Genomic DNA, 19582 nt, shown 5'->3' with positions numbered 1-19582 from the left:
GACACAAGGATGTGTCGCCAATTTCATGAACGGTAAGTGATTGAAATTGTAAAGAAATTGGAAATCGCATTTTCAATTTCTGTCCTCTGATTAAATCATGGATGAGTTAATCAGAGGTTCCTAAAACAAACTTGCGCTTGAGTATCTCGGGAATAAATTCGGTATTGATGGTTATTTCATAAATACCGAGTGTAAACACAATATAAGGTTAGAAGTTTGGTGCATAAAAGCGATCATTATTTACAAGCTTATTTAGTCGGCGGTGCGGTTCGTGATGAACTGCTCGGTCGAAACGTTGCCGATCGCGACTGGGTGGTGGTTGGCTCTACACCTGAAGAAATGCGACGTTTAGGTTATGAACAAATTGGCAATGAATTTCCGTGTTTTTTACATCCCGTCACGAAAGAAGAATACGCACTTGCGCGTACCGAGCGCAAATCTGGGGCAGGTCACAAGGGGTTTGTGTGCGACTTTGATCCCAATATTACTCTTGAAGAAGACCTTATTCGTCGCGATCTGACGATTAATGCCATTGCTAAAAACGACAGCGGTGACTATGTTGATCCCTGCGGTGGTATCGACGATTTAAATCAGAAAGTGTTACGTCATGTTTCGCCTGCATTTGTCGAAGATCCACTACGAGTTTTGCGTGTGGCTCGATTTGCGGCTCGCTATAAAGATTTAGGATTCTCTGTTCATGCTTCTACACTTGAGTTAATGAATCAACTGGCCCAGCAAGGCGAGTTAAATACATTAACGCCCGAACGAGTTTGGAAAGAAATTTCGCGAGCACTGACCGAACCGAACCCCAGTGAGTTTTTCCGAGTATTAAAAGCCTGCGATGCACTCGGAAAAATATTACCCGAGCTGGATGCCTTGTTTGGTGTTCCTCAGACGGCACAATATCACCCCGAAATCGACACGGGTGAACATGTGATGCTAAGCATTGATTACGCACGTAGGGCTTTTAATGATGCTTTAATTACCTATGCCGTATTACTTCACGACTTAGGAAAAGGTATTACGCCAAGGGAATTATGGCCAAAACATATTGATCACGAAAATTTGGGATTACCACTCAGCGACGCGGTATCAAAACGTTTGCGAGTTCCCAAAGATTATCGAGAGCTGGCCAATGCGGTAACCAAACATCATTTACGAGCGCACTGTTTGCAAGAGATGAAGCCGAGCAGTGTTTTACGATTGTTAGAAGACTTAGATGGCTTTCGGCGTCCCGTGCGTGTTGAGCAATTTATTGCTGCCTGCGAGTCTGATGCTCGGGGTCGATTAGGGTTAGAAAATAAACCCTATCCGCAGGCACAATATTTATTAACGGCTCTTCATGCTGCAAAATCTGTTGATGTGCAACCCTTGCTTGATAAGGGTTATCGTGGCTTAGATTTAGCCGAACAATTACGACAAATAAGAATTAAGGACGTTAAAAAAGCACTTAAAGAGCACGTTTGTGATTAGTCTAGTTGTTCTTTAATCAAGTGGTTCTTTAATTAAATTGTTCTTGGTGGCAGTTAAAAAGCTGTCTCTGGGAATTTTCTTAGAGTGTTATCTGTTTTCTCTCAAATATCTAACACATCACCGATTTACTCAGTTAATAATTAATGCAAAAAATATTTAGAGCTATTTCATTTCTCAGCTGTGCCTTTTTCGCGTTGGTTTCGAGTGTGGCTTCGGCAGAAATTCCTATGGAGTCTGATTCAATTGCAGTGATAGACGATCTAGATCATCAGTTGAAATTGAAAGCTCCTGCCCGTCGCGTGATAAGCTTGTCACCTCATTTAACGGAAAATGTATTTACGATTGGCGGTGGTGATTTTTTGGTAGGTGTTTCTGCGTTTAGTGATTTTCCAAAACAAGCACAGTTGATTGAGAACGTCGGCGATTTTCAGGCATTAAATATCGAAAAAATAATATCTCTCAAACCGGATTTAATTTTAATTTGGGCCGATGGTAGCAATTATTCCGGCTTATCGGTATTTGAAGAGCTAGGCATTCCCATTTACTGGTCGCAGCCTAAAAATCTCGACAGTATTGCTCATGAACTGAAAAATTTGGGTGTTTTATTCGGTTTATCTGCAATGGCGAATCGAGAAGCAGAATCTTTTTTGCAGCAATTAAATCAATTAAAACACTATGCCAATCAGCCAGCCGTAAAAACTTTTTTTCAGGTTTGGGATAATCCTTTACAAACCATCAATAACAGTACATTGATTGGCAACATTATTGATTTATGCGGAGGTGAAAACATTTTTGCCGATGCCATTGCAAAAGCTCCGTTAGTTTCAATCGAAACTGTCATTGCTAAAAATCCGACTATTATTATTGGCACCGATGAGCGAGACGGCACGGCCGAGTGGATAGAGGATTGGCAAAAGTGGCAATCGATTTCTGCCGTTGCAAACCAACATATCTATTCATTTAATGCAGATCATTTAGTTCGTCACACCACACGCGTTATGGTTGGAGTTCAAGAGATTTGCCAAGCACTTGATACCGTTCGCAGTCGCTAGGATTTCGTCAAGACAAACGGTAACATGACAATATTCAGAAAAACGTATTTATTTGAGTTTGATTGTATGACCAAAACCATTCCAGTTGGAATCTATAAACATTACAAGGGTAAAGAATATTTGGTAATGCACATTGCCAAACACAGCGAAACCGAAGAGCGTTTGGTGGTTTATCGCTGTTTGTACGGAAAATACGATGTTTGGGTGCGCCCTCTTAAAATGTTTATCGAATCGGTAATGGTGAATGACGAACCAGTGCCGCGCTTTGAATTTATTCGAGTTCCCTCGGACATTGAGTTGGAAAAGTTGAGCAGTCGTTTTCAATGAGTATTTGGTGGACCTGCCCTTTGTGCAATCAGTCTTTATCAATCGACGGTGCCAACGCCAACGCCGCTGCCGGTGGCTCGTCTGAAAGCGTATCAAAACAGGGTAATCGCTTATCGTGTATGAATAATCATAGCTTTGATATAGCCAAGCAAGGTTACGTGAATTTATTGCCCGTACAGAACAAAGGCTCGAAAAATCCAGGCGATTCAAAAGACATGGTTCGTGCTAGAACCGATTTTTTAACAGAAGGGCATTATTTGCCGTTAGCCGAAACGCTATCTGATGTTATTAAACAATTGATATCTACAGATAAAAATCTCAATTCGGGTTTGGATATAGGTGCCGGTGAAGGTTATTTTTCTAATAGTATTGTCCAGACAAATACAGTACTCAAAGATCACTGGTACCTTTTAGATATATCTAAAGAAGCCATTAAATCGGCAGCAAAAAAATTTGTTCGCGCACATTCTGCGGTTGCCAGTGTGTTTTCAATTCCGTTAAAGCAACAGTCGGTGGATTTTGTGGTACAAGCATTTGCTCCTGCAAGTGTTGATGAGGTGAATAAAGTGCTTAAAGATTCGGGATATTGGCTGCAAGTTTTTCCCGGAATGACCCATTTAAAAGAGCTTCGAGCTGCTATTTATCCAAAAGCGATTGAACATGAACCTTGGCCGGTACCTAATGGTTATAAAGAGGTACAGCTAATTCCGGTTAATTTCACTATGCATTTAACAACTGCTGCGGCACGAGCAAACTTGTTGTCAATGACACCCATGGTTTGGAAGTGCTCTGAACAATCACGCTTAGATTGGCAGAATCAAGGTTGTGAAAATGTTCAGGCGGATTTTTTAATTCGTGTTTGTCAGCGTGATTCGTAAACGCAATGAACGATGAATATTGGATGAGCCAAGCGTTGGAATTGGCACAAAAAGCTCGCGAAATCGGTGAGGTTCCGGTAGGTGCTCTGGTCGTTCGTGATCAACAAATTATTGCAAGCGCTTGGAATGCTCCGATCAGTTTGTGTGATCCTACGGCGCACTGCGAAATTTTGGCGTTAAGGCAAGCGGCTCAAAAGATTGGTAATTATCGATTAGTCGATTGTGATTTGTATGTGACGCTAGAACCTTGCGCAATGTGTACCGGTGCGATCATTCACAGTCGCGTGAAGCGGCTTATCTACGCTGCCACAGAACCTAAGGCTGGTGCTATTGAAAGTCGATTGCAGCTTATTAATGAAGGCTATGGTAATCACTACCTTGAGGTTGTGGGCGGTGTTTTGGCAGAACAAAGCTCTAATCTGATCAGCAGCTTTTTTAGCGAGCGGAGAAAGCAAATTAAGCAGCAAAAACAGTCTTCGCAGCAATAATTCTCTTAAAAATACCTCACTACAACACTAAAAAACCCGCTGTCTTTAAGCGGGTTTTTAATTTTCTATCAGCTCAAATGATACTGAAAGCTCTCGCTGTGCTTAAATTGATTGCAATTAAAGAAGAGGATAGTTGAAGTCTTCTAGATCTTCGCTTTCGTTTTGGAAGGTAACCGGGCGAACATCAGAATGTAATTCTGTAGATTCGGCAGCCAATGCACGATTATTAGTGAAGGTGTCGTGCCACGTGATGATTGCGTAATAACGGCGAATGTTTTCGACGTATTGTACCGGCTCCCAACCGCGGGCATAGCCGTGTTTAACGGTTCGATAGTATTTACGTTTCGAAAGCAGAGGTAAATATTGCTTCACTTCTTGCCAGCGGTCGGGATTGCCACCGGCGCGTTCGGTTAAGATGCGAGCGTCTTCCAAGTGACCCATACCAACATTGTAAGCAGCAAGTGCCATCAATGTTCGATCCTCGCCTTGAATTCGCTCAGGAATACGCTCGAAAATACTTTTAAAATATTTGGCGCCGCCGTTGATGCTTTGTACGGGATCAACGCGGTTGGTAACACCCATTTCGGCAGCCGTTGCTTGGGTGAGCATCATGAAGCCTCGAACACCGGTGCGTGAGCGCGCTTTGGGATTCCAGTGAGATTCTTGATAGCTAATCGCCGCCAGCAATTGCCATTCTAAGTTAAATTCAGCGCCTGCATCGCGCAGATGTTCTTCCCAGTTCGGCAATCGAGTTTCAATTTTTTTGGCAATCGTCAAAGCGCCACTTTGATCGAGATCGATTTCGTTTTGATAGGTGCTCATCCAGCTAGCCAACTGGCCCGACTCTTTAATCGAGTCGAAATATTCTTGGGCTTTAAGATATAGGCTTGAGTCAACTTGATTCGGGAAAGCCCAAGCTAAACCTTGATTGCCTTCTAGCTCTATGGCAACCCCAGCTCTGGGGTAAATCTTTTCGGTTAGCGAGAATACGTTCGAATCGACCATGGTGTAATCGATATCACCATTGTGAACCATCTCGATTAGATCGACCATTTCGGCTTCGGAGTGCTCAGCCCACTGGATTTTGGGGTGGCTTTTTTGAATGTCTCGCAGTCGTTGGGCGTGAGCGCTGCCAGCCATCACCAGAATTTTTTTGCCGACAAGATCTTCATAGGATTCTGGCTTTGGATTGCTTCGGTTATAGATGAGCAGTTCACTGACGTCGGTGTAGGCTTGGGTGAACCGGACAAACTCCGCGCGTTCAGACGAGGCGGTTAAACCGGCCGCCGCAAAGTGTGCTTCTTTGTGAGCCACCTTGGCGATGATGCGGTTTAAATTTTCTTGTTCTTGGATGACAAGTTCAACGCCTAAAAAATCGGCGAAGCCCTTAGCGAGATCGTATTCGAGACCGGTTAACCCCTGTGGGCCTTCGAAATAAGTTGTAGGACCGTTGCGTGAAATAACGTTCAGAAATCCGTCTGCATAAACATTTTCAAGTTCAGTTGGCAGGTGGCTACCGGATAGGGGCGAACAGATTCCGGCCACAAATGCTGTGGCAACCGAAAACTTAATCGCTCTTTTAATGAACGTGACAAAAGGCATCTTACGGATCATTCTCTAAAGGTAATTGCACTGTAGTTAATCAAAACTGAACGAGCCTGGGTAAAAAGTGCGCGAATTTTAATCGTCTGAGACGAGAAGCGCTAGCTTGAAAGCTATTAAAAATTATAGTAGCGGCGGTCTAAAATTTTGATGCTAAATTAGAAGCTGCTTATGTTTCCTGTCTTGAAAATTACGGTTGATATAGTACTTACTTACTTTGGGCGCCATCCTAGCTGGTGGTTATCAATATTTTTTGATAACTAAAGCTCTAACTCGGTTTCTTTTTTAGACGAAAAATGTTTAAAAAAAGTTTATTTGTGATGAATTTTGCAAACCATTTTTGACAAAATTTTCATTGTTGATTTGAGTTAAAACACAAAAATCCGTATGGAAAACGAACTAAAATCAGCCGATGTAATGAAATTGTGTGCAATTTATGTGTTAAATCTCACTTGAAGGCTATTTATATAACTAAATCTTGATAATAGCTTCGCTTTGCTATGCCAAACTTAATGTTCAGATGAGTTGAAAATTTCGTTCGGTGTTCGGGTGCCAGAGGTATTCAATTCAAGTACAATTGCGCCCCTAAATTTTCCGGTACTGATGGTTAGTATCGGTTCTGTCCGTTTATACCCCGATCTGAGGCATTTTGAATCAATGTTAATCCTGCCTGGAACAGAAGCCCTATCTTCGTTTCGCCGCGAAAAACTCCTAAAGACACTGGTAGAGCTGGACTCAAGTGTTGAGTCAGTATGCGCACACTTCTATCACGTCATCTCATTTCGAGAAGGTTTTTCTAGCGATAACCTAACCCCAGAACAACGCAGTATTATTGATAAATTGCTAGAGTACGGGCCAAAAACAGACGCAAGTTCATCCGGTATTGCCTCTGAGTTTACGAAACAGTTCATCGTAAGTCCTCGCATCGGTACTATTTCTCCTTGGTCATCAAAAGCAACGGACATCTTCAAAAATGTTGGGCTTCAATCCGTTGCCCGCGTTGAACGGGTGATTGTTTATTCTGTGACCGGACAATTGCAGTCGCAAGAGATTCTTCGTCAGCAACTGTTTGATCCAATGACTGAAAGTATTTTTGATAGTTTCGACGCGCTTAACGAGTTGTTTGTTATCCGAACGCCGGCACCGGCAACATCGATTGATGTTTTAGGCGGTGGTCGAGACAGTCTTGTTAAAGCCAACCAAGAGTTAGGCTTAGCGCTTGCCGAAGACGAGATCGATTACTTATTAAAGGGCTTTGAAGAGCTGGGCCGCAACCCAGTTGATGTCGAGTTGATGATGTTTGCTCAGGCGAACTCAGAGCATTGCCGCCATAAGATCTTCAACGCTACCTGGACTTTGAATGATCAAGATCAACCGAATACCTTATTCGGTATGATTAAGAACACCTACAAAAGGTCTTCAGAAAATGTGCTTTCTGCATATTCCGATAACGCTGCGGTTATGACCGGACACCATTGCGGACGTTTTTACCCAAATCCTAGCGATCAATCCTACGGTTTTAACTCAGAAGATGTTCACATCTTAATGAAGGTTGAAACCCACAATCACCCCACGGCAATCGCGCCGTTTCCGGGCGCTGGTACCGGCTCGGGTGGTGAAATTCGTGATGAAGGCGCGGTAGGTAAGGGCTCTAAACCAAAAGCCGGATTGGCGGGATTCACAGTCTCTAACCTGATGATTCCCGATTTTAATCAGCCTTGGGAAGAATACTACGGTAAGCCTAATCGCATCGTTTCGGCCCTAGATATTATGATTGACGGCCCGATAGGTGCGGCTGCGTTTAATAATGAGTTTGGACGCCCGAATCTATGCGGTTATTTCCGAACCTTTGAGATAGATTTTGACGGCGAGCGTCGCGGCTACCACAAACCGGTAATGATTGCGGGCGGTTACGGTAACATTAAAGCAGAGCACATTGATCAAGAAACCTACGCTCCGGGCTGCAAGCTTGTGGTATTGGGCGGCCCTGCGATGTTGATTGGCTTAGGTGGTGGTGCGGCTTCATCGATGGATTCTGGTAATTCATCGGAAGATCTTGATTTTGCGTCTGTACAACGTCAAAACCCAGAAATGCAAAGACGTGCTCAAGAGGTTATTGATCAGTGTTGGCAGTTGGGTGCGAATAACCCCATTGCCTTTATTCACGACGTTGGTGCTGGTGGTTTGTCGAACGCTTTCCCTGAGCTTGCTAAAGATGGCGGCTGTGGAGCCTTATTTGAATTGCGTGAAATTCCCAACGACGAGCCGGGCATGAGCCCCTTGGCGGTTTGGTGCAACGAATCTCAAGAACGCTACGTTATGGCCATTAAACCGGAAGATCTCTCGGTATTTGAAGCCATTTGTAAGCGCGAACGTGCCCCTTTTGCTGTAGTAGGCGAGTCGATCAGCGAACAAAAAATTGTGCTCAATGATCGCTATTTCGATACCAAGCCTGTGGATTTACCCATGTCTTTGCTGTTTGGTAAGCCACCTAAAATGCATCGCAGTGCCTATAAACACAGCGGCGTAACCCAGGCTTTTAATTGTGAAGACATTGAGCTTAACGAAGCCGCCGAACGTGTTTTAAAGCACCCAACCGTCGCTAGTAAAAATTTCTTGGTAACCATCGGTGATCGATCTATTACCGGCCAGGTTGTTCGTGATCAGATGGTTGGTCCTTGGCAGGTTCCTGTGGCCGACTGTGCGGTAACAACTTCCTCGTTTGACACCTATTGCGGCGAAGCCATGTCGATGGGTGAAAGAACACCGTCGGCATTGATCAATGCACCTGCTTCCGGTCGTATGGCGGTAGCTGAGGCTATAACCAATATTGCCAGTGCGCGAATTCAATCTCTTTCAGACATTAAGTTGTCGGCCAACTGGATGTGCGCCAGCGGTCATAGAGGTGAAGACGAAAAGCTGTATCGAACCGTTGAAGCCATTGGTATGGAGCTTTGTCCAGAATTGGGAATTACCATTCCGGTTGGCAAAGATTCAATGTCTATGCGCACAGCATGGCAAGATGACGGCGAAGAGCGAGCGGTTACTGCGCCGCTATCGTTGATTATTTCCGCGTTTGCGCCGGTGACCGATGTACGTAAAACCGTTACGCCGCAATTGCGTTTTGATCTGGGTGATACTCGACTTCTGTTGATTGATATCGCTGCCGGTCAATTGCGTATGGGCGGGTCTATCTTGGCTCAGGTTTATGGTCAGATGGGCGATGAAGTTCCCGATGTTGATCAACCTGCTGTGCTGAAAAGCTTTTTCACTGCCATGCAAGAAAGCTTGGAAAACGGTGAAGTTGTTGCTTATCACGATCGCTCTGACGGTGGTCTGTTCGCGACCTTAGTGGAGATGGCCTTTACCGGCCACGTTGGTCTTGATATTGACCTATCGGGAATGGGCGAGTCGGTTTTAGAGATTCTGTTCAACGAAGAGCTTGGCGCAGTTATCCAAGTTAAAGAAGAGCACCTGGCAGCAATTACCTCTCGTTTTGCAGATGCTGGTGTCATGGTTCGCGACTTGGGTGGTTTGAACGACGAGAACCAAGTTCGTATCAGTTTTAACGGCGAAGTGATTTTTGATCAAGCTCAGTCTTATCTGCAACAGCTTTGGAGCGAGACCAGCTTCCGTATTCAATCGCTACGCGATAATCCAGTTTGTGCGCAACAAGAATTCAATCGAATTCTTGGCCGTAACGACGGACTTAGCACACGTCTGACCTTTGATCTTAATGAAGACATTGCAGCGCCTTATTTAAATCTAGGAGCAAAACCTAAGGTTGCGATTTTGCGCGAGCAGGGTGTTAATGGTCATGTTGAAATGGCCGCTGCTTTCCATAAAGCGGGTTTTGATTCTGTCGATGTGCACATGAGCGATCTGCTCAGTGGTCGTCGAGACTTAAGTGAGTTCAAAGGACTTGCGGCTTGCGGTGGCTTCTCCTACGGTGATGTTTTAGGCGCTGGCGAGGGTTGGGCTAAAACTGTTCTGTTTAACAATCAATTGCGCGATCAGTTCAGTGCGTTTTTTACTCGCTCAGAAACTTTTAGCTTGGGGGTGTGCAACGGTTGTCAGATGATGAGTAATCTTAAGTCACTGATTCCCGGAGCCGATCACTGGCCGCGCTTTGTACGCAATCGGTCCGAGCAGTTTGAAGCTCGAACGAGCTTGGTACGCATTGAAAATACGCCATCAATCCTCATGTTAGGTATGGCGGGTTCTCATATGCCAGTAGCTGTTGCCCATGGTGAAGGTCAAGCTGAATTTATCGACGGCACACATTTGCAGGCTTGTATCGATTCCGGTACGGTGGCTATGCGTTATGTTGATAACGGCATCGAAGTCACCGAAAACTATCCGGCCAACCCTAACGGTTCGCCAGATGGTATTACTGCGCTGTCAAGCACAGACGGTCGGGTAACGATTATGATGCCGCACCCTGAGCGTGTGTATCGTGCAGTTTGTAACTCTTGGCATCCCGATGAGTGGCAGGAAGACGGTCCTTGGCTGAGAATTTTCAGAAATGCGCGTGTATTTGTTGGTTAAATCCATAGGTGGCCAAGCCGCCTGAACATCAAAAACCCAGCTTAGGCTGGGTTTTCATTTATGTAGGTTAATCAAAATCGGTTAATTTTTTGAACAGTTTAGTGATTAAGGCTTTATTTTGATGAAGCGTTAATGTGACGAGTCAAGGCTCGTGCTAAGTTTTTTAAGTTTCGATTTTCTAATTTGATTGCCTCTTTAATCTTAAATAGACAAAGAGTGTTTGCTATGACGAATAAATTTTCGACGAACGAACAAAAAGCCAGTTACGGTATTGGCCGTCAGTTGGGCGATCGTATTTCAGAAAAACCGTTCACCGGTTTTGATGTAGAAGCGGCCGTGGCGGGTTTTATTGATGGCTGCAACAATGCGCCATTGGCGGTTGATGTAGACGCAATTAACGCTGCATTCGCAGTCATCCAGCAAGTCATGGCAGAAGAAGAAAAAGCAAAAGCGGCAACACTTGGCGCTGAAGGTCAAAAATTCCTTGAAGAAAACGCCGGAAAAGACGGAATTATTTCTCTAGATTCGGGCCTTCAATACGAAATTCTTGTTGAAGGTAGCGGCGAAAAGCCAACCCGTGAGTCAACCGTTCGTACCCATTATCACGGTACCTTAATTGACGGCTCTGTTTTCGATAGCTCTGTAGCGCGTGGAACTCCTGCGGAATTTCCTGTTGGTGGCGTAATTGCAGGTTGGACCGAAGCGCTGCAAATGATGCCTGTTGGCTCAAAATGGCGTTTGTTTGTGCCTCATCACCTAGCGTACGGTGAGCGCGGTGCTGGCGGTAAGATTGGACCATACTCAACACTAATTTTTGAAGTTGAGTTGTTAGATATTGTTGGCTGATAGTCAAGGAAACTCTGGTTAACCTAGAGTTTCTTGCGACACAAGCTAGAGTTTCTTGCAATACAAGTATGTGTCGTCAATTTCAAAAACGGTAAGTAATTGAAATTGTACAGAAATTGGAAATGGTATTTTCAATTTCTGCCCTCTGATTAAATCACGGATGATTTAATCAGAGGGTCCTTAAGTTTGATCATCAGTAAATAGGCTGCGATTTTGTGGAAAATGCTTTCTGCAAATCATAGTGTTCAGGTTTTGAAAGTACGATTTTTTTCGGAATTTTTAAATGTCGTCTAGCGATAACAATACAGAAAATCTTTTGTGGAATTTAGTAGATAACCTTATCGAACAAGCTAATGTTGCTTGCGAAGAAGGTTTAAATCCGGGTGATGCACATCAAGCTCTTATGTATGCTTGTGCGCGCTTTGGAGCGTTTATTGTTGCTGATAACAGTGAGTCTAAAGCAGATTTTATTGAAGACGAAAAAGACGCTAAAAAATTCTATCTCGATCAGTTTCGATCATTTTTGCACGAAAACTTCGACGAGTATCGCGAAAACTTTAAGCATTACGTGGGTGATAAAGACGCTTCGGAATCTTAATTAGCAGTCTGAATTTACAATAATAAAAATATTTAGGTTTTTATCATTGCTCTAATCTCTCTGTTTTTAACGTGTCATTAAAAACAAATTTCAGAAAAAGAGCGTGTAAATTTGTACGAGCAAATTCCTTTGTTATTCTTTCCAAATTTATCCGTAAAAGTCAAAGTTGGTAGTGTTTTAAAAAGCCGCTGATTAACTGTTTCACAATGTTAATCTTTTTTCATTTGGCTGTTGGCAACACGTCCTTGTGTTGCTGAAATCTCTGATTAATTTATTTTTTCATTAAATCCAAAAGTGCAAGTACGGTAGCTTCTACGCCCGCTGTTACCGAAGGTTCTGGTGAAATTTTAAATAACGGTGAATGATGACTGGCAACTGCTGGACCACCGGCTGCGGCTGCGGCTAAATCTTCCGCAGGTGTTCCGCCAACGGTAAAGTAGACGCTTGGAATATAGGGTTCGGTAGTGAACATAGGGAAATCTTCAGCGCCCATGCCTTGAGGCAATAGGCTCGAAACAGAAGTCTCACCCATTTCTGCCGTCCAAACATTCTTAAGGCGCTTGGCTAAATCGATGTTATTAACCGTCGGTGGTACGCTTTCTTTAGAGAAAATAACTTCCGGTAACTTGTCTTCAGGAAGACCCGCAACACGCCCCATGTTTTCGGCAATACGTTTAATGCCTGACAATAAAAGCTCACGAGTTTCTGGATTAGTATTGCGCACGGTTAACTGTAGGTGAGCCTCGTCTGAAATAATGTTGTGTTTGGTGCCGCTGTGGAAAGAACCCACCGTCACAACACCGGGTTGGCGCGGTGATAATTCTCTAGAAACCAAAGTTTGTAGCGCCAGAACAATTTGTGAGCCCAAGACAATAGGGTCTTTACCGGCGTGTGGGCTAGCACCGTGGGCGCCAACACCGTGAATGATGATATCGACGGAATCGGAGCCGGCGTAAGGGCTACCTTCTACCACATTAATTTTACCGGCCTCTAAACCCGCGGCGACATGCAGTGCAAGCGCGTAATCGGGTACGCCAAATTTCTCCCAAATACCGTCGTCCATCATGGCGCGAGCGCCGAGAATACGTTCTTCCGCTGGTTGTCCCACGAGCATTAAGGTGCCAGACCATTGATCTTTCATGGCTTGCATTCTACGCGCGGTGCCAATCAAGCTGGTAATGTGCATATCATGACCACAGGCATGCATTACAGGCACTTCATTCCCAGTAATGGGATCTTTTTGTGTGGCTTTAGATGAATAGGGTAAGCCGGACTTTTCCTCAACCGGCAAGCCGTCCATATCGGCACGCATCATAACCAGAGGGCCTTTGCCATTTTCCATGATGGCAACTAAACCCGTTCCGCCCACGCCTTTAGTGACTTTGAACCCAGCCTTTTTCAGCTCTTTAGCGACACGATCAGAGGTTTCGTTCTCAACCAAGCTTAATTCTGGATTGGCGTGAAAATGCTTAAACAGTGGGTCTAAGTAGGAGTCATAATCTTTTTGGATGGTTGTAGACAGCTGACTTTCAGCTTGGGTCACACTTGCAGTCGCTGCGGTTACCAATGCAACGGCTGTCATCAAATTCTTCATAGTCTTCATGATCACTGGGCCTAATGAGTTGATCTAACAGATTTATTTTTAAACTCTAGGTAAGACGAACGTGATGAGCATGCCCGGATTTTCAATGAAATCCCAATTTGTTGAGTTTGGACGTATACAGATAAGGTTGTAGGCGAAATAAAAGAAGGAAATTGAGTATTAATCAAAAGATTCGACGTGAACACAATGGAAAGTAAATTATCATAAAAAGAAAATTTGTAATTACTTTTTCCAGTTTGATGTTTGCTGGATTAAATCAACGAATATTATTGAGACATTAAAATTGCAGCATAGCGAAAATAATGGCTAAGACTTGTTCTTTCTGGTCGCAATTTATCGGATGTAGAACGTAAACAAGGATGTGACTAAGTCAAGATTAACTTAGGGTTTCCAGTTTTTGTCTTCTGATTAAATCAGAGCCGAATTAATCAGCGATTCTTATATAAGTATAGGAGTTATAGTTATAGGTATAGGAGTGCGCACAAATCAACTTAAGTAGTTGTACCAAGAGACTGTGCGCTGTAGAAAATCTAAAAGATGTTTTAGATTTCTAACTTTTCTTCCACATTTTTAAGTTGAATACGGGCTAATGCTAAGTTGGCTTTTTTGGCATCGAGCACAAAATAAATAAATAGCCCATCTAATTTGTGAGTAGGGCGAATTAAGTGCAGCTGATCACTTAGCGTGATAAGAATATCTTGAATCTGCGAATCAAGACCAAGCATAGCCATGGTTTTCATTTTAGATCTAACAACTTCGGTGTTGCCGCCAGCGGCAATATCTAGGTCTAAGCCAGAGCCTGCGCCTCCAAGCAGCATTCCGCTGTTGTAGTCTACGACTGCCGCAGCCATTGCGCCATCGACTTGCAGGAGTTGTCTTAGGGTTTCGTCAATTTTTGCCATAATTAATTACCACTGTTTTTTATGATTTTAGTAGAGATCGAAACTTATTTAGTTGATTTCGGAAATTCCAAAGCGCAAGTCCGTGTTGAACACCTTTGGCGAATACTCCAAGCAATACTAAGTCAACCTCTGGAGTTTTAATAAGACCACAAATAATTAAGCCTTCTTTCGTCTCAACAATACCGCCTAAAGCATCTTGCTTATTGCAACAATCGGCAATTGTTAAGCTTAAGCCCGCAAAAGAAGCTGCCATAGCAGAAACTTTGGCCTCTTCGATTTTTAAGCCTCGATAGCTGGCGCAAGCAATTTCGTGACCATCCGAAGTACATAATAGTAGACTTTCGATTTCATCACGAATATCAGTGGAGTAATTTAGTATTTCTTTGATTTTTTCAATCGTTGCAGCTGGAAGAATCACGTTGTTATTCCCCTTGGAGTATGTGATCGAGTTCTGCGTTGATCACTAATGCTTCTAATAATAAATTCACATCTTGTGGATCTCGTGGATCCATAAAGAAGTAGGGGAGTGCTAGTTCTAAGTTTTCACAACAGTCTTGGATGACTCCTGAGACCGTTTCTTTGTCGTCTTCTTCGACACGATTTAGACCTACAACCATAGCCCCGGAATTGGCTAATGACCGAAAGGAGTCAATGTAAAATTTAAATTGCTCGGCCCAGTCACTCATACTGCAATCTAACAACAAGATACCGCCCAAGGCACCTTTAGAGACGATAGGCCAAATGAAACTGAATTGTCTTTGTCCGGGAATGCCGTAAAGGGAAAGCTTATTGCCGTCATCGAGGCTTAATTCACCATAATCCATAGCAACGGTGGTTGTTGCCTTTACGTGCATGGTTTTATCGTGGTTTCTAGCTTCGGTGGCAACGGGAGGGATATCACTTATTGCTGCGATGGCAGTGGTTTTACCCGCTCCCATCGGTCCTACGAAAATTACTTTAATTGCCATTAACTAAACCGAAATACGAATTGATCTTCTTGCGCAACCAATTAAGTGATTGTTTGTTTTGCAGCTCTCTCACACCTTTTAAGGCGGTTTCATGAACTTCAGAAGCTTTTACCGAGATCCCGCAGGTAGCGCAAGCATGCAAGAAAGATTTAACTTGATCTTCTTCAAGCTGGCAGGCTTTGGCGGCTTCAGAAACAGTCACAGATTGTCGAGAGTATAATGTTGCTAGCTTAAATATTTGTGGGTTGGGTTCCCATTCGTTCACTTGAGGCCAGCTGGCGAGTTTGTAGGGCTTGTCGGTACTCCAATTGCTTTTGGCATAGCCAATTTCTCGACGCGCTAAGCTCCACAGCAAGGTTTTTGACGAAATGCAGCTAGACCATGAAAAGGTGTCTTTCACCGGAATCTTATTTTTAGGGGTAATTGCACTGGCCGAAGTCTTGGATACAGCTTCGATAATGTCTTTTTTACCACCTTTTTCAATGTAGACTTTTGAATTCCCGTTTTTAAAGCACACCAGAACTTGATTGCACAACAAGACAAGATCTGGTGCGTTACGGTCTTCTAAGATTTTAGCAACAGCTTGGGCTGTAGACAGAGCTGATTTAGGAGCGAATTTCTCGAGCAACTCAAGAAATTTCATAATGCGAATTGGGTATTCTAATACGGCTGCGCAGGCTTTTGCATCCGCAGGCGAGACTGTTCCGACAATAACTAATTTAGCACCTGGCAATACATCAACGTGCTGCTTTGCGAGCACGATATTTCCGTCAAGTCCTTCGCCCTCATAAACCCAAGGTAAATCAGTCCGAGAGCTGATCAAGCGAACTTGCTTTTTAATTACGTCTGATTCTTGCGGGCCGAAGCCGTAGCTCTTAATTGAATACATCGTCAGGTGCTTTCGTTAAGTCAATATATCCGTGACCGGAGTTATCCCTAAATTGGTTGGCTTATATTTGGAATAATAAGCTTACACAACCTTGGGCATCAGTATAAAAGCAATTCTTAAAAAAAGATGTGTCTAGAATGTAACTAAATGTAAAAAGTCAAAAATTTAATTAAAATTGCTCTTATAAATTTGTTTAATTCTGCGTTTAAAACGGGAATTTAATAACGTTTAATTTTACTTGAAAATGGTTCTCATTTTCTCGCGTAAAAATCGCCTTCATTTTGAATACCCACAATCTTTACGTTCTTAATTTTGGCTGCGCAGTATAACTACTATCCGCGACTTTACTTCAAATATTTTGTTTTAGTTGCCTACACAAAGAATTTCTTTTGAAATAACAGTGCCAACTAAAGTTAAAACTCCAAGAAAAAATACTTTTTTTAAAATTATTTTAATTCGGCCATTTTTTTGTCTGAAAATTTTTTATTTCTTTCCAAATGGTAATAATGGTCAAAAATTTGTTGCACAGATTATTCTTTAAATTTATTTAGCGTGATAGCCGTTGTCTTATTTAATCTTCAATCTTGTACGTTATTTATAATTTTTTGGTTTTAATTTTTTAAAAAAATCCTGAAAATTCTTTTTTTAAGATTTATTGTTCTTAGAGAGACCTATTTTTATACGCATATGGCTAAGGTTGGTGTGTGGGGCTTTAAATCCGCAAAGATAATCTGGTGAATAATTTTTGAGCATGAGTTTAAGGTATTAACCTAAACCCTGAGGCATACATACAGACAGTCGTAGCTTTACTTGTTACTTTTGTTACAACTTATTGTATTGCTTACAAAATTGCTCAAATACTGATTGCTGTCCAATGGCACTGTTTGATCGAGACATTACTAAATATCTGATTATTAGAATGTGTCTGCATAAAGTTTGAATTGTTATTTTTTTTCTACACCTACGAAACTGTCATGACTACCAGATCACATTTTTGAGTTTAACCGATTTTTATTTTTCCGAGAATCTGTCCAAAAATCATCTTGATAATGAATAGATAAAATATTTATACGGGGTCTTTATTTACGTTTTTTCATCAAAACCTGTTTAGGTGTTTAAGTTTTTAAAGCCTTAGTTGAATTAACACATAAATAAATCGGAATATTATTATGCAGATTGATCTAGATTGAATTTTATTAACACTACCTAAAAAACTGTCTCATGTTTGATTCATTTCTTAAGCACTTTTCCTGCGTTACTATTCTTAGGTGAAATTTTAATCGTTTTTGTGTGGTTCTCTTTTCACGGCCTAATGTTTACACTCCAGTTTGTATTAAATTGGATGTGCTCTATGCCGTTATTAAGTTTATCCCGCGCTAGTGCGGGTTTTATTGCCGTTTTAGTGGGCTACGCAAGTTCTGCCGCGATAGTGTTTCAAGCGGTATCTACACTGGGAGCTTCTTCGGAGCTTATTTCTTCGTGGTTTTGGTCGCTTGGTATTGGCTTGGGTATAACCTGTATAGGTCTTTCTTACCTTTTTAAACAACCCGTTGTTACCGCGTGGTCAACACCCGGAGCCGCGATTCTTGTGGTAGGCCTTGAAGGTTTGAGCATGTCTCAAGCGGTTGGGGTTTTTTTATTCAGTTCTGCGTTAATTTTTATCTGTGGAATTACGGGTATTTTTGATCGTTTGACAAGAGTTATTCCTATTCAGCTGGCCGCAGCTATGCTCGCCGGTGTCTTATTTAAGTTTGGTGTCGATATTTTTACCTCGCTTGAATCAAACACTATTTTAGTTGTTAGCATGCTTGCCGTTTTTTTTCTCGTTAAACCCCTCAGTGCTCGCTATGTTGTGCCTCTGACTTTATTAGTGGGTTTTTCGGTAGCGTTTTTTCTTGGTCAACTTAATTTTCAATCGGTAGCCTTTGAATTTGCCACTCCTGTCTTTACTGCGCCAAGTTTTTCTTTAAGCGCCATTATCGGAGTTGGTATTCCTTTATTTTTGGTAACCATGGCTTCGCAAAATATGCCTGGCATTGCTGTAATCAGAGCTAATGGATACACAACACCATCATCGCCGTTAATTTCGGCGACCGGTTTAACGGGTTTAATTTTGGCGCCGTTTGGCGGTTTTGCTTTTAATTTGGCGGCAATTACCGCGGCAATTTGTTTATCGAAAGAGGCTGATCCTGATCCTAAAACACGTTTTTGGGCAGCAATTTGGGCGGGTATTTTTTATTTATTTGCCGGTACTTTTGCGGTTTTTGTGGTTGGATTGCTCGAAACTTTACCAAAGGCGCTTATTTTAGCGATTGCAGGTTTGGCTTTGGTTGGCACCATTGCTAATAGTTTGAACACGGCATTAAGTAACGAGCCAACTCGCGAGGCAGCAGTTGTTACCTTCCTCGTTACCGCGTCGGGATTTTCCTATTGGGGAATCGGCTCGGCATTTTGGGCCATTATTATCGGATCTCTTTATTTGTTGTGTCACCGCTATGTAAGTCTAAAACAAAATTGAGCGTCTAATTAATTCTATTCAGTTGGTGTTCTTTTAGAGAGTTAGATTAATTTGAGTCTTGCTCAAATGGCGCGGAAATTTACAAAAAAGATTTCCGAGTTGCTTGATTTTAGTCGAGCCTAACGGTGTGTTTGATTTGTGCGATGTCTTTCTGTTAATGCGTTGAGCGTTTAACAGAAAGAGTCTTTAATGTGAATAGAGGTAGATGTCTATGTTTAAAATCTATGGTGACCTGAATTCTGGGAACTGTTACAAACTTAAATTGTTATGCGCATTGCTCAATATCAACCACCAGTGGATTGATGTAGATATCTTAAAAAAAGAAACTCAGACTGACGATTTTATTCGGAAAAATCCGAATGGAAAAATTCCCATTTTGGAATTAGACAATGGTTCAGTTTTGGCAGAATCCAATGCTATATTAAATTATTTGGCTAACGGTACTTCGTACTTACCCAGTGATAATTACTTGCGAGCACTGGTGTTACAGTGGCAGTTTTTTGAACAATACAGCCACGAGCCATACATTGCCGTAGCGCGATTTATTCAGTTTTATTTAAATCTTCCCGAAGACAGACTGGCAGAATATAAATCGAAATTAGCTGGTGGTTACAAAGCCTTAGACGTGATGGAAAAGCATCTCAGCGACAAGTCATTTTTTGTTGGTGACGGTCCTACAATTGCAGATATCTCTTTGTACGCGTATACGCACGTTGCACACGAAGGTGGTTTTGATTTGGCGAATTATCCGGCTGTTCAAGGCTGGATAAATCGTATTAAAGCTTTGGATGGTTATTTAGGAATGCTTGACTGATAGGAAACTCTGATTAACCTAGAGTTTCTCGCGACACAAGGATGTGTCGCCAATTTCAAGAACGGTAAGTGATTGA

Annotated in this window: 16 protein-coding genes; 10 read left to right on the top strand and 6 right to left on the bottom strand. The window is 42.5% G+C overall.

The genetic code is table 11. The annotated features are described in order from the left end of the window. Positions 1 to 219 precede the first annotated feature (219 nt). The 5 genes from ACYQ2C_RS17025 to tadA all read left to right on the top strand — a co-directional run bounded on the left by ACYQ2C_RS17025 (position 220) and on the right by tadA (position 4218). Positions 220 to 1473 carry a multifunctional CCA addition/repair protein gene (locus ACYQ2C_RS17025; RefSeq protein WP_460104345.1) on the top strand — a complete coding sequence of 418 codons (1254 nt, stop codon included), beginning with the start codon at positions 220 to 222 and terminating at the stop codon, positions 1471 to 1473. A gap of 206 nt (positions 1474 to 1679) precedes the next feature. Next, positions 1680 to 2525: a cobalamin-binding protein gene (locus ACYQ2C_RS17020; protein ID WP_460104343.1), complete on the top strand. Its 846-nt coding sequence runs from the start codon at positions 1680 to 1682 to the stop codon at positions 2523 to 2525. Positions 2526 to 2591: 66 nt separating this feature from the next. Next, a complete protein-coding gene (locus ACYQ2C_RS17015) occupies positions 2592 to 2852 on the top strand; it encodes a DUF1653 domain-containing protein (protein ID WP_460051975.1) in 261 nt (86 codons plus the stop codon). Further along, positions 2849 to 3730 carry a putative RNA methyltransferase gene (locus tag ACYQ2C_RS17010; RefSeq protein WP_460104342.1) on the top strand — a complete coding sequence of 294 codons (882 nt, stop codon included), beginning with the start codon at positions 2849 to 2851 and terminating at the stop codon, positions 3728 to 3730. Before ACYQ2C_RS17015 ends, ACYQ2C_RS17010 begins: the two co-directional genes overlap by 4 nt. Positions 3731 to 3735: 5 nt before the next feature. Beyond that, positions 3736 to 4218 (top strand): tRNA adenosine(34) deaminase TadA, encoded by a 483-nt coding sequence (gene tadA / locus ACYQ2C_RS17005; RefSeq protein ID WP_460104341.1) that lies wholly within the window; start codon positions 3736 to 3738, stop codon positions 4216 to 4218. A 117-nt stretch (positions 4219 to 4335) separates the two neighbouring features. On the opposite strand, the gene mltF is transcribed toward tadA, so the two are convergent. Further along, a complete protein-coding gene (gene mltF, locus ACYQ2C_RS17000; RefSeq protein WP_460051980.1) occupies positions 4336 to 5820 on the bottom strand; it encodes a membrane-bound lytic murein transglycosylase MltF in 1485 nt (494 codons plus the stop codon). Positions 5821 to 6477: 657 nt separating this feature from the next. On the opposite strand from mltF, the gene purL reads away from it, so the two are divergent. The 3 genes from purL (at position 6478) to ACYQ2C_RS16985 (ending at position 11812) form a co-directional block, all read left to right on the top strand. Further along, entirely contained in the window at positions 6478 to 10368 is a 3891-nt protein-coding gene (gene purL, locus ACYQ2C_RS16995) for a phosphoribosylformylglycinamidine synthase (RefSeq protein ID WP_460104338.1), read from the top strand. A 225-nt stretch (positions 10369 to 10593) separates the two neighbouring features. Further along, positions 10594 to 11214, top strand: a complete 621-nt coding sequence (locus ACYQ2C_RS16990) for an FKBP-type peptidyl-prolyl cis-trans isomerase (RefSeq protein ID WP_460051983.1) — start codon at positions 10594 to 10596, stop codon at positions 11212 to 11214. A gap of 283 nt (positions 11215 to 11497) precedes the next feature. Then, positions 11498 to 11812 (top strand): DUF3144 domain-containing protein, encoded by a 315-nt coding sequence (locus ACYQ2C_RS16985; protein ID WP_460104335.1) that lies wholly within the window; start codon positions 11498 to 11500, stop codon positions 11810 to 11812. 271 nt (positions 11813 to 12083) lie between these two features. Here ACYQ2C_RS16985 and ACYQ2C_RS16980 read toward each other — a convergent pair whose 3' ends face one another. From ACYQ2C_RS16980 to ACYQ2C_RS16960, 5 genes are all read right to left on the bottom strand, one after another. After that, positions 12084 to 13415 (bottom strand): amidohydrolase, encoded by a 1332-nt coding sequence (locus ACYQ2C_RS16980; RefSeq protein ID WP_460104334.1) that lies wholly within the window; start codon positions 13413 to 13415, stop codon positions 12084 to 12086. A gap of 542 nt (positions 13416 to 13957) precedes the next feature. Further along, complete coding sequence (locus tag ACYQ2C_RS16975; RefSeq protein ID WP_460051987.1) at positions 13958 to 14317, bottom strand: hypothetical protein; 360 nt, start codon at positions 14315 to 14317, stop codon at positions 13958 to 13960. A 19-nt stretch (positions 14318 to 14336) separates the two neighbouring features. Beyond that, a complete protein-coding gene (locus ACYQ2C_RS16970) occupies positions 14337 to 14735 on the bottom strand; it encodes a roadblock/LC7 domain-containing protein (protein ID WP_460051989.1) in 399 nt (132 codons plus the stop codon). 4 nt (positions 14736 to 14739) lie between these two features. Continuing rightward, positions 14740 to 15255 carry a GTP-binding protein gene (locus tag ACYQ2C_RS16965; RefSeq protein ID WP_460051990.1) on the bottom strand — a complete coding sequence of 172 codons (516 nt, stop codon included), beginning with the start codon at positions 15253 to 15255 and terminating at the stop codon, positions 14740 to 14742. Between the two features lie 19 nt (positions 15256 to 15274). Next, on the bottom strand, positions 15275 to 16174 hold the full coding sequence (locus tag ACYQ2C_RS16960; protein WP_460051992.1) for a hypothetical protein: 900 nt from the start codon (positions 16172 to 16174) through the stop codon (positions 15275 to 15277). Between the two features lie 1312 nt (positions 16175 to 17486). Here ACYQ2C_RS16960 and ACYQ2C_RS16955 point away from each other — a divergent pair. After that, positions 17487 to 18692 carry a benzoate/H(+) symporter BenE family transporter gene (locus tag ACYQ2C_RS16955; RefSeq protein WP_460104332.1) on the top strand — a complete coding sequence of 402 codons (1206 nt, stop codon included), beginning with the start codon at positions 17487 to 17489 and terminating at the stop codon, positions 18690 to 18692. A 211-nt stretch (positions 18693 to 18903) separates the two neighbouring features. Then, positions 18904 to 19506, top strand: coding sequence for a glutathione S-transferase family protein (locus ACYQ2C_RS16950; protein ID WP_460104330.1), 603 nt, complete (start codon positions 18904 to 18906; stop codon positions 19504 to 19506). The last annotated feature ends 76 nt before the right edge of the window (positions 19507 to 19582 follow it).

Source organism: Sessilibacter sp. MAH3, assembly GCF_054658275.1.
This window is presented reverse-complemented; position numbering and strand designations above follow the sequence as displayed.

Coding starts and splice junctions, on each gene's coding strand:
- ACYQ2C_RS16960 (WP_460051992.1), bottom strand. CDS start 16,174: ATGTATTCAATTAAGAGCTACGGCTTCGGCCCGCAAGAATCAGACGTA.
- ACYQ2C_RS16985 (WP_460104335.1), top strand. CDS start 11,498: ATGTCGTCTAGCGATAACAATACAGAAAATCTTTTGTGGAATTTAGTA.
- ACYQ2C_RS17010 (WP_460104342.1), top strand. CDS start 2,849: ATGAGTATTTGGTGGACCTGCCCTTTGTGCAATCAGTCTTTATCAATC.
- ACYQ2C_RS16965 (WP_460051990.1), bottom strand. CDS start 15,255: ATGGGAGCGGGTAAAACCACTGCCATCGCAGCAATAAGTGATATCCCT.
- ACYQ2C_RS16950 (WP_460104330.1), top strand. CDS start 18,904: ATGTTTAAAATCTATGGTGACCTGAATTCTGGGAACTGTTACAAACTT.
- mltF (WP_460051980.1), bottom strand. CDS start 5,820: ATGCCTTTTGTCACGTTCATTAAAAGAGCGATTAAGTTTTCGGTTGCC.
- tadA (WP_460104341.1), top strand. CDS start 3,736: ATGAACGATGAATATTGGATGAGCCAAGCGTTGGAATTGGCACAAAAA.
- ACYQ2C_RS16975 (WP_460051987.1), bottom strand. CDS start 14,317: ATGGCAAAAATTGACGAAACCCTAAGACAACTCCTGCAAGTCGATGGC.
- ACYQ2C_RS16980 (WP_460104334.1), bottom strand. CDS start 13,415: ATGAAGACTATGAAGAATTTGATGACAGCCGTTGCATTGGTAACCGCA.
- purL (WP_460104338.1), top strand. CDS start 6,478: ATGTTAATCCTGCCTGGAACAGAAGCCCTATCTTCGTTTCGCCGCGAA.
- ACYQ2C_RS16955 (WP_460104332.1), top strand. CDS start 17,487: ATGTTTACACTCCAGTTTGTATTAAATTGGATGTGCTCTATGCCGTTA.
- ACYQ2C_RS17015 (WP_460051975.1), top strand. CDS start 2,592: ATGACCAAAACCATTCCAGTTGGAATCTATAAACATTACAAGGGTAAA.
- ACYQ2C_RS16990 (WP_460051983.1), top strand. CDS start 10,594: ATGACGAATAAATTTTCGACGAACGAACAAAAAGCCAGTTACGGTATT.